This window comes from Streptomyces sp. CBMA29 (assembly GCF_014596445.1).
Taxonomy (GTDB): domain Bacteria; phylum Actinomycetota; class Actinomycetes; order Streptomycetales; family Streptomycetaceae; genus Actinacidiphila.
Genome location: NZ_MECL01000223.1, coordinates 1 through 8616, shown reverse-complemented (window position 1 = coordinate 8616; position 8616 = coordinate 1). Strand labels below are relative to the sequence as shown.

Here is an 8616-nt window from a genome sequence, read left to right as displayed (position 1 = left end):
GCCAGGGCCAGCACCGCGCAACAGGCGGCGTATCCGCCGTAGATGACGCGCAGCCGCGCGGGATAGGCGGCGAGCCGCGCGCGGGCGTTCCGACCGGGGCCGGGCCCTCGGCTTGTCGTCGCGGCGGCGGCGGCAGCCGCTCCGTCCCGGCCGGAGTCGGCCCTCCGCCCGAGCAGGGCACGCGCGGTCACGCCCAGGAACTGACGGCTCTCGGTGGCCAGTTGGAGCGTGCCCAGGGTGTAGCCGAGGGCTTTGTAGCCGTCGAGCGGCGGGAGCGGGAGGAGGTTGAGCAGGGCCATGGCGGCGCCGAGGAGGATGAGGCCGCCGAAGAAGGGGAGGGCCTGGGCGTGTTCCGGCAGGAGGGCCCAGACGAGCCAGAAGGGCGCGAGGAAGAGGAGGTTCATGACGGCGCCCGCCGCCGCGACGGCGACCTGACGGCCGCGCCGGTCGAGGAACTGGACGTCGTGCACCTCGCAGTAGAGGTACGTCATGAAGCCCCAGACCCGGCGGAGCCCGATCTCCCCGACGCGCAGCCCGTACGCCCGCGCGACCAGCCCGTGGGCCAGTTCGTGCAGGCCGAGGCTGACCCACAGCACGCAGCCGACGGCGGCGAGCGCGACCGGCTGGTCGTACAGGCGCCCGGTCTGGTCGGCCAGTTCGCCGAAGCGGAGGCCGACGAGGGCGAGGACGGCGACGGCCAGCGCGAGCAGCGGGAACAGGACGGCGCGCCTGCGGGCGAAGGCGGTGGCGCCGTGCAGGGTGTCCATGAGCGCGGGGGCGTCCGCGACCATCCGCGTCCTGCCGCTCAACAGCGTTGACTTGACGACTGGTTGGACGCTCGCAGCGGCGGGTACGACCACCGGCCGCCCGCCGCCGTCAAGGAGCTGACGGGTCGACAGCAGCCGCAGCATCCGCTGCCACTGCGCGTCGCCGAGCCGCGCGCCGAACCGGTCCGCGTACTCCGTGCCGATCTCGGCGAGCGACCGGCTGCCGTCGAGCCGGGTGATGATGAAGTGCTCCTTGGCGCCGACTTCGAGCCGCACCCCGGTGACCGGGTCCTTGAGCAGATGGACGAGGGCGGGGCCGCGCATCAGGGCGGGGCCGACCAGGATGCCGGGGCGCAGCGCGGGCCGCAGTTCGAGCAGGCCGCCGGTGGTCATGGCGCCGCCGAGGGCTGCGGCTCGGACCGGTCCTGCGAGTCGGCACCGGACGGCGTCCGGGGTTCGCGCAGCGCGCGGGCCAGGACGTACGACAGGAACGCCTCGTCGCGGACGGTGACCGACAGCCGGTTGTTGGTCATGTGCATATACGGCGACAGCAGCATCGGCAGCGCCTGGCCGGGGTCGGTGACCGGCAGGTCGCGGGTGCCGTCCCAGGAGCGGAAGACCAGGTCGCCGCCGTCCGCGAGGGTCACGACGCGTTCGCGCAGTTCCAGGCAGTGCTCGGCCCATCCTGCGAGGAATTTCGGCAGCCGCTCGGGCGCGGGTTCCGCGACCGCGGCGCGGATCTCCTGGAAACGCTTGGGCAGCGCCTCCATCGTGCCGTAGGCGCGGTCGTAGCCGTCCTGGGCGGTGTAGTTGGTGCCGGAGAAGGCGGAGTTCCAGAACTCGTGGTAGCGGTCCAGGAATTCCAGCAGCGCGGTGTCGTCGCGCAGCAGGCACCCGGACATGGTCATCATCAACTGGGCCGATACGCCCAGCAGTACGGTCCGCAGGTGCAGGTTCATGGTGGCGAGCGCGTCGATGACCAGGTCGCTGGAGCGCTGGAAGTGCCACTCGGCCAGTTCGATCCCGGCCGGGCCGCCGTACTTCCCGTACTCGGGCTCGTAGGGCTCGGGGCTGAAGGAGTTGTTGGGCCGCAGGCGCATGCGGCCCTCCTCGTCGACCAGGCCGTTGCGCTCGCCGCCGGGGAACTCCAGCTCGAAGAGGGTGTTGTACAGGTCGGCGAGGAAGCCGCCCTTGACCTCGTAGAGCGCGGGACGCTTGCGCAGGAAGGCGTCGACGGCGGCGGTGACGCGCGCGGTCACCACGGGCGCGGCCTGCGGTGACGAGGGGCGCAGCCGCACCCTGACGTGCGGGCCCTCCAGCCAGTAGTTGATGAAGAAGTAGCCGCTCAACAGGCCGTCGCGGGTGAGCCCTTCGACCAGCGGGCGCACACACTGGAGGAGGAAGGGGCGGGGGCTGGCGGCGTAGAAGACGTGGAACGCCTGCCAGTCGCCGCGACCCGAAGCGCTCGTCGGTGCGGGCACGGCCGCGGGTTCGGGTTCGGGAACGGATTCGGGCGCTGATTCAGGCGCGGAACGCGGTGTCGGGCGCGGGCCGGTGACGGGGGCGGATCGCGCCCCGGAGGTGGTCATACGGAGCTGTCCTGCCTTCCGTGGTGGCCCGTCGCGGCCGGTTCCGCCGCGCGGGGGACGATTTCGACGGCCAGTTCCGCCACGTGGTGGCCGCGCGGGGAGCGCACGTGCAACTCCTGCTCGCCCGGCAGCATTTCCTCGAAGACGGTCCTGGTACGGCCGCCGCCGGTCAGCCCGTCGAGCGCGATCAGCGACAACGGGCTGTCGAAGTCGACGAATTGCGGCTTGGAGCCGCCGAAGACCGCGCCGAAGCCGCTCGCGTCGTCGGCCTTCTCCTCGTGGACGGTGGCGAACACCCGGTCGGGCAGCCCGTGGTCGCGCCGCCAGCGCTGCCAGCGCAGGTAGAACCCGGCCTCGTCCAGGCCCGGTTCGCGGGCGGGCAGCGCGCCGGGCGCCGCCGTCCACGACCTGCGGTGCAGCACCAGGCTCCGGAAGCGGACCCGGGGCCGCGCGGTGACGCCGTCGTGCTCGGGGCCCGGGGGAACGCCGCGCCACACGTCGACCGCGGCGCGGGACGTCGGCGAGAAGAGAAGCAGCGTGCGCGGCACCTCGGGCAGCACCATCGGGACGAGATAGCCGAGGTAGAGCGGGACGATCTCGCGGCCGAGCCGCCGGGACCGCAGCACCAGCCGGTCGTCGACCGGGTCGTGTTCCGCGTACAGGTCGTCCAGGTCGATCCGGCCGGCGGTGGGCACGGTGCTGCTCTCGCCGGGGCAGACGATCTCGTGGTCGGTGAGCCGTCCGTGAAGGTTGAGATTGGTGGTGGCGGAACCGGCGGTGATCTCGGCGAACACCGCGCCGGGCGGCTGCCATTCGCGCAGGGTCTCGCGCAGCCGGTCGGTGAGGCCGCCGGGTGTGGCGCGGGCGTCGCCGCCGGGCGCCGCCGCCGCGCCGCCGCTCTCGGGTGCCGCGTCGAAGCAGTGTGTGAAGCGGGTGAAGGGGAAGGACAGGCCGCCGTAGGAGTTGTTGAGCACCACCAGCGGGTCCTCGGGGCGGCGGGCGAGTTGCAGGAAGTGGCTGTGCGGGGCGAACGACGTTCCCAGCGGGCCGAGTTCGGCGGTGACGGCGGCCACCGTGTCCTCGTCCAGGCGCAGTTCGCCGCCGGGAGCGGCCGTATACGCGGCCCAGGCGTCGCGCATCCGGCGGGTGAATTCGGCGCGGGCCCGGTCCACCGCGGTGACCTCGGGCATGCCGAGCCAGTTCTCCTCCGGCGCGTGGCCGCCGTCGGCCGCCCAGGGCGACTTCATCGAGGTGAACTGGAGGTACTGCGTGAAGATGTCCTCGTGGAAGTCGTGGACGAGCCGCAGCAGGTCGTCGCACCGGCCGCCGCGGCCGTAGCGGGCCAGGAAGAAGCCCTTGAGGACCAGGCGTTGCGGGAGGGCCACGTCGAAGGCGGGCAGCATGCCGGTCAGGGCGTGCAGCGGCGCTGCGGCCAGTTCCGTCCACTGCGTGACGTCGGCCTCGACCGCGTCCTCGCGGACGTCCTCGTAGAGCAGGGTCTGCGGCAACGACGCTGCCGCGGCGCCGAGTTCGGTCTGGAGGACGGTCAGATCGCGGCGCAGCCCGGCGAGCAGCGCGCGCCGGGCGGGTACGTCGGCGGTGGCCCAGTCGTCGACGCGGGCGGCCGGGGCGTCGAGCCGGTCGGCGACGGCGTCGGCCCAGTCGCGGCCGAGGCCGCGCAGGGCGCTCTGGAAGGACCGCAGCGGGTCGGGGGCGTGCACATCGGTGGCGAGGCCGGTCATCTGGAGGATGCCGAGGTCGAGCAGGGTCGCGGCGTAGTGCGCGGCCTCGTCCCGGCTCGCGCCGGTCTCCGCCGCGAGCCAGGCCGTCAACTCGGCGTATCTGACGGGGTTTTCACCGTGGAAGAGGGCGATCATCCGCTCCAGGATGTCGCTGTGGCGCAGGAAGAAGAGCCGGTCGTGAGCCGCGTCGAAGCTGACGGCGGCGCTGTCGTCGCCCGCGGTGACCGAGCGGCGTACGTAGCGGATCCGGTTCTCGTCCAGTTCCCAGCCCGCCGACAGGGCGACGGGGAGGTCGCCGCGCCGTGTGTCGTCGGCGCCGATCAGCTCGGCGAGTCTGGCGAGCACCACGACGTTCAGCCGGGGGTGGCTGGTCCAGTCGCCGCCGGTCCGCACCTCGGGCCCGGTCTCGCGGAACCGGCCCTCGGCGACGGCGGTGAAGGTGCTGAACGGGCTGGTCTTGCAGGCGGTCCTGTAGAGGTACGCCAGCAGCGAGCGCTCCTTCTTCCTGGTCCGCTTGTCCGGTACGGCGGCGCGGTCGGCGATGAACGCGTCGAGCTGGCCGTCCAGCGTCGGTGAGGCCAGGGCGAGGGCGAGCCGCAGCCGCTCCTCTCTCGCGAGGCCGCGCAGCTCCGCGCGGCTCGCGGCCAGGTCCCGGTCGAGCAACGGGCCTCCCTCGCCGCGCAGTCGCTCAACGCGGAGCCGGGACTCCAGCCAGTCGGTGAGGAGTTCGCCGGTCGGGCCGCCGAGCCCGGCGGCGAGGTCCCGTACGGCGTCCGGGTCGCGCGGCAGCCGGTCGTTGAAGACCTGGCGGCGCAGCGCGAGCACGGCGCGCCGTTCTGTGTCGTCCTCGGTGGCCTTGACCAGGACGGTCAGCGGGTCGCTCAACTCGGCCGCGAGCGCGGCCAGTCGCTCCTCGGCGGCGAGCACCTGGTCGGCCCAGCGGCGGGTGTCGGGGCAGCGCAGCCGGTGGACGGCCTCGACCGGCAGTCCCGCCACCCGCAGCATGAAGCGGCGGTGCAGCAGCCAGCTCCGTGGCGCCTCGGTGTCCTGCGCGTCGGCGATCACGCTCATGCCGCTCCTTTCTGTCCTGCGGTCGTCAGGCCCTGCGGTCCTCGGGCTCTGCGGTCGTCGGGCTCCGGGGTCGTCGGGCCCTGGGGCCGGGCGGGGTCGTGTGGAGTGCGCGGTTCTGAACTCGTCTGCTGTCAGGGGCCGTTGCGGGCCGGTCAGGCGATCTCGTAGCGGAAGTCGGCCGGGCGGGGGCGTTCGTGGCCGATCATCATGATCAGCAGCGGCACCTCGCCGGTCTCGTCGAGCGCCAGCTCCTCGGTGAAGGAGATAGCGTCGAAGCCGAGGGCGACGCCGCAGGAGAGCCCGGCCGCGGCGGACGCGGTGTAGACGGCCTGCGAGACGGCGCCGATCACGGCGTTGACCAGCCGGTAGCCGCGGTCGCCGACCGCGTCGAGCACGGCGGTGGTGCGGGCGACGGGCACGATCACCGCACCGGCCTGCTCCAGGTTGTAGTTGGCGAGGAAGTAGTTGCGCTGGAGGAATTCGCCCGGCGCCCCGGCCTTGACCAGCCGCAGCGAACGGTCCTCCCGGTCGTAGAGGTAACTGCCCTGCGCGATGCCCGCCACATGGTTGACGAAGACATAGGCGCGGCTGAGGGGCGGGGCGCCGGGGGTCTCGGTGTCGGTGTCGAGGCTGCTCGCCGCGTCGACCGCGGCCAGCACGGTCGACAGCGCGTCGGCGGGCAGCGGGCGGACGGCCTGGAAGCGGCCGAAGCTGCTGCGCCGGGCCCGCAGCGCCTGCCCGACCGGGGTGTCGAGGGGCCGGGGGCCGGGCAGCGCGGTCCGCTCGCCGCCCTCGGGCACGGGCAGCGCGAGCGCGGTGTCCAGCGTCCCGGGGGCCGGTCGGTCCGCGGCCCCGTCGAGGGTCGCCGCGTGCATCCGGCGTACGGTCTCGAACGTCATGGTGGTGCGGGAGCGCTCCTGGTCGGCGTGGTGGACCCGTGGCGCGGTCGGCGGGTCACCGGCCGGGCCCGCCGGAGCGGCCGGAGGGGCGCCGTCCCAGGTCAGCGGTACGACGGCGAAGACGCCCTCCTCGTCCTGGCCGAGGCCGAGCAGCCGTCCGAGCCGGGCCTCGTCGAACCACAGCGCGGCGCCGATGTGCAGTCCGCGGGCCCGTGCCCAGATCCGCCAGGTCTGGAGCAGCGCGCCGATGTCCATCGTGACGACGTGGTAGCTGAAGCTGTTGTACTTGAAGGCGTTCTGCCAGAAGCGCACGCCGAGGACGAGGAACTGGTCGCAGTCCGCGCCGAGTCGGCCGCCGAGCGCGGCGCGGACCTCCGCCGTGGCGTCCCCGGCGAGCAGCCGCCGCATGTGGTGGTGGGGCGTCGAGTAGTAGTACACGCCGGGTGTGAGCGGGCCGGAGGGGCCGCTCACCCAGTGCACGCCGATCGGGTACAGGCCGCCGCCCGAGGCGGTGCCGCGGGACCAGTTGGCCTGGGTGTACATCGGCAGGGTGCCGAGGTCGGAGTTGGCCTGGACGGCAAGACGCCTGCCGACCAGGCCGTACGACTCCTGGAGCATCCCCGCGAGCAGCGGCAGGGTGAAGGCGCCGGTGCCGCGCGGGCCGAACAGGCCCTGCTGGACGGTGGCTTCGGCCGGTGCCTCGTCGCGCGGGAGCGGGAAGGTCTCCGCGCCGGGGAAGTGCTTGCCCTTCCTCGGCCGGTCCGCCCAGTCGGGCACGAAGTCGGCGGGTTCCATGGGATACCGGCCCCGCCGGACGATGGCGGTCGCGTACTCATGGGCGAATCCCACGGGCGTTCCTCTCTGGGTCGCTGGGCGTGCGGGGTCATGGCGGCGGATTCGTGGATGTCTCAAGGGAAGGGATGCGGGGCCTGGTTGAGTTCGTCGGCCGTCACGTCCCGCTCGTGCAGGCCCGCTTCCCGCAGCGCGGTCCGCGTCCTGCTCATATGGCGTGCGCGTTGGCGGCGCCAGCCGAAGTCGATGGGCAGCAGGCCCGGCACGATGACTCCGGCCGTGTGGAAGCCGAGGGCGCGCTGTTCCGGCATGGTCTGGTCGACGGCGATGACGTCGAACCCGGCCTTGGCGACCGCCTCGACGCAGGCGGTGACGTCGTCGGCGAGGTCGTCGGCCGGCGGTACGGCGCCGACGCCGGTCGCGGTGAGGTCGCGCAGCGCCACGCGCGGCCGGTCGCCGCGCAGCAGGAAGTCGGCGTGAGCGGCCATCTCGGGCAGCCCGTAGAGCAACGGGTGGTCGTGCAGCACCTGGACGCGGTCGAAGTCGGCGGCCAGGGCGCGCAGTCGCGGTTCGTCGCGGGCGGTTCTGCGGCGCAGGTTGACCGCGTCGGTGGCGATCTCGCACAGTCCGGCCGCGAGCGCCGCCTCCGGATCGAGGCCCGCGCCCGCGCCGAAGCAGAGCCGGCCGAGGCCGCCGTCGATCCGTTCCGCGACGGCCGTGACGACCGGGATCGGGAAGGTGACGCGGGTGTCGAAGAACCGGGCCCGGTAGCCGTACATCGCGAGCCGGTCGATCATCGCGCGGGTCTCGGGACGGCCGCTGCCGCTCGCGTCGATCTCGGGCAGCGGCGCCTTCGCGTACCAGCCGAGCAGGAACGCGTCGCGCTCGACGACCTCCATCAGTCCGAAGTACACGGCCTCGGCCAGACTCCCGCCGGACGCGCAGCCGTTGGAGCTCTCCTGTACGAAGCGGTTCTCCAGGCCGCCGGGCGCGTGGTAGTACGCCAGGATCTCCGGTACGAGCAGCGGCCGTTGGTCGCGCAGCGACCAGCCCCACACCCACGGGATCGGCCGCTCGGGGTCGAAGGGGCGCACGCCGGGCTCGGCGCGGTGGAAGTCGTCGGTGTACAGGCCGCAGGCGCGAGGGTCCAACACCGCCTCACGGTCGCTGAGTTCGCTGTACGCGGCGGTGACGTCCGTCCGTTTGCCGCGCGGGCGCATCCCCGCGAAGCGCTCAAGTCCTTCGAGCAGGCCGACGCGTTCGCTGGAGCGGTAGCGCGGGGTGTGGCCGCCCCAGAAGCACTCGCGCAGATAGTCGCCGGACCGCAGCAGGAAGGAGCCGACCGTCGAGGACGTGGACGCCGAGATCAGATCGGGCACGACCGAGGGGCCGAGCATGCCCGCCGCCGGGTTCACGAACGCCTCGAACGGCACGTCGTAGTCGTCCGCCGGCCGCGCCCTGAACACGTCCGGCGCGGGCTTCGGCGACGGCGCGAAGGCGATTCGCGCGCCCTCGGCCGTATCGGCGGCGCGCTCCCCGCACCGGGGGCACTCGGCGTCCGGTACGAAGGCGAAGCGGGTGACGCGCAGCGTCTCCATGTCGACCAGGAACGCGTACGGCAGGCGGCTGTCGCCGCCGGTCTTCCCGTCTTCTGTCCCGCCCTGCTCGTGGTGGGCCGCGATGAGCGCGGCGAGGCCGTCGATCCCGAAGGCCGTGACCCGCGGCGGCCGTCCCGCGGCGCGCGTGCCCGCACCCG

The 8616-nt window shown here is 73.4% G+C and carries 5 protein-coding genes; all 5 read right to left on the bottom strand.

What is annotated here, in order from left to right; translation table 11 throughout:
* On the bottom strand, positions 1-1160 hold a 1160-nt coding region (locus BGM09_RS30700; RefSeq protein WP_188284995.1), incomplete at its 3' end, for a peptidase M50.
* Positions 1157-2248: a lantibiotic dehydratase C-terminal domain-containing protein gene (locus tag BGM09_RS30695; protein ID WP_317452961.1), complete on the bottom strand. Its 1092-nt coding sequence runs from the start codon at positions 2246-2248 to the stop codon at positions 1157-1159. The genes BGM09_RS30700 and BGM09_RS30695, both read right to left, overlap by 4 nt.
* Before the next feature lie 104 nt (positions 2249-2352).
* Entirely contained in the window at positions 2353-5169 is a 2817-nt protein-coding gene (locus tag BGM09_RS30690) for a lantibiotic dehydratase (protein WP_188284993.1), read from the bottom strand.
* 152 nt (positions 5170-5321) lie between these two features.
* On the bottom strand, positions 5322-6917 hold the full coding sequence (locus BGM09_RS30685) for a nitroreductase family protein (protein WP_188284992.1): 1596 nt from the start codon (positions 6915-6917) through the stop codon (positions 5322-5324).
* 59 nt (positions 6918-6976) lie between these two features.
* On the bottom strand, positions 6977-8616 hold a 1640-nt coding region (locus BGM09_RS30680), incomplete at its 5' end, for a TOMM precursor leader peptide-binding protein (RefSeq protein ID WP_188284991.1).

Excerpts from the sequence above, each read along its gene's own strand:
- BGM09_RS30690 (WP_188284993.1), bottom strand. The coding sequence starts at position 5,169 with ATGAGCGTGATCGCCGACGCGCAGGACACCGAGGCGCCACGGAGCTGG.